Here is a 1,834-nt window from a genome sequence, read left to right as displayed (position 1 = left end):
CCCGGCCGCAACGACTGGCGTCCCCCCTACCGCTATAAACCGCTGGCGGACGGTGATGAAGTCGCCACGGTGGTCGGGCCCGGCACAGAAGAAATCTACGTCAATAAAGAGGGGGCGGTTCGCGTTCACTTCCACTGGAACCGTTACGATGCGCCGGACGACCAGGCTTCCTGCTGGGTACGGGTGGCACAAGGCTGGAATGGCAACGGATTTGGCTTTCTGGCGACACCGCGAGTCGGTCAGGAAGTGATTATCTCCTACCTCAACGGCGATATTGACCGCCCGATTATTACCGGATGCACCTATAACGCGCTTAACCGTCCGCCGTTGAATTTACCGGCGGAAAAGACCCGTACCACATTCAGAACCAAAACCCATAAAGGAAATGGCTTTAACGAATTGCGTTTTGAGGATGAAAACGGCAGCGAGGAAGTGTTTATTCATGCTCAACGGGATATGAAAGCACAAGTTCTGAATGATGAAACCCATAATATCGGGCACAACCGGACACATCATATCAAACATGATGCCCATTTACGCATTGATAATGAGTACCGCGTACAGGCGGGAAATGATATTTCCCTATCTACGGGGCAGAAACTCCATATCCAGGCAGATGATGCCCTGTTGACTCAAAGCGGCAATGAAATTCACCTGAGTTCCGGCGCTAAAATCGTCATTGATGCCAGCAGTGAACTGACCCTACAGGCCGCCGGACACTTCCTTAAAATCGATGCGAGCGGTATTACCAGCAGTGCCAACATCAACTTTGGCAGTGGATCACCCGGCAGCGGCTCAGGTTGGGGTGGCAAACTGCCGGATAGGCTGGATAAACTGAAACAGGCAAGTGTCGTACAGGCAGAAAAAGCCCTGACGGCACCGTTGAAAGAAATCTGTCTGACCTGTCTGATGAAAGCAGAATTGGATGGCACAGCAATGGTTATCAGGGGGCAATCATGACACCGGAATTACAGAAAAAGTGGAGTGAATACAGAGAAATACACCCCGAAATGAAATGGTATGCCTTAGTCAGTGGCCTACAGTATGAACGTCATTTTGCTGAGGAAATTAAGTATATCGCTGGCACGAATAATCCCCTGTTCCGGCAATACCCAGATGCCAAAATTGCATTCGCGGGGCCATGGTTGTTTGATATGGCTTATGCGAAATCATGGGAAGAAAAATTATTTGCGCTGGAAAAGGTTGCACCTTCGGTATCTTGGCTACACACCACTCTGTCTTTGGATAAACTGACTCGTCACCTTGAAAACTACCTGAATGTTGAGCAAGAAACGGGGGAAACAGCCTTACTGCGTTTTTACGATCCCCGCATTTTGCATCAAATCCGGGATATTTTCAGCCCAGAGCAATTGTCGGCATTCACTGGCGGTATTCATGAGTGGGTATATTTATTTGATAATATTGATTATTTCGTAAAAGGGGCCTAACGATGATAAAACTCAGCAAGGAGCAGGTCGCTAAATTTATTGATGCGGAAGATGAAGCTTATGTGACCCAGATCCGACAACGTATTCTGGCAGAGCAAAGCGCATTAGTCGAAAATGAAAGTGAACGCAGCCTGCACTGGCGATTAAAGGCCGCTTATCTGGATTTGATTGCGATGGGGTTTAAAGATGAAGCGTTGATCCGCTCTTATTTATATTTCGTTGCGTTTAACCGTGATTTTCACGGCTCGTCAGAAATCCAGAACATGTTAAACGCGGGAGATAGCTCAGAACAACAATACCGTGACTATTTGCAGGTCATGGATAATTTATTGAAAAGGAGAAATTGATATGCCATTACCACTTCTTGCGCCAGCGGCTCCCGCTCT

General features: G+C 48.0%; 3 protein-coding genes. All 3 read left to right on the top strand.

Annotated features, from left to right (window positions below; all coding sequences use genetic code 11):
- The coding region (gene tssI / locus ACGF7G_RS22190) for a type VI secretion system tip protein TssI/VgrG (RefSeq protein ID WP_387468443.1) at positions 1–960 on the top strand (960 nt) is incomplete at its 5' end.
- On the top strand, positions 957–1,448 hold the full coding sequence (locus ACGF7G_RS22185) for a DUF4123 domain-containing protein (protein ID WP_387468441.1): 492 nt from the start codon (positions 957–959) through the stop codon (positions 1,446–1,448). The genes tssI and ACGF7G_RS22185, both read left to right, overlap by 4 nt.
- Before the next feature lie 2 nt (positions 1,449–1,450).
- Positions 1,451–1,795, top strand: coding sequence for a hypothetical protein (locus tag ACGF7G_RS22180; RefSeq protein ID WP_387468440.1), 345 nt, complete (start codon positions 1,451–1,453; stop codon positions 1,793–1,795).
- Positions 1,796–1,834 lie beyond the last annotated feature (39 nt).

The organism is Photorhabdus sp. RM323S, from assembly GCF_042879375.1.
GTDB lineage: Bacteria > Pseudomonadota > Gammaproteobacteria > Enterobacterales > Enterobacteriaceae > Photorhabdus > Photorhabdus tasmaniensis.
The sequence above is the reverse complement of the archived record's forward strand: the minus strand, read 5'-3'. Positions and strand labels throughout refer to the sequence as shown.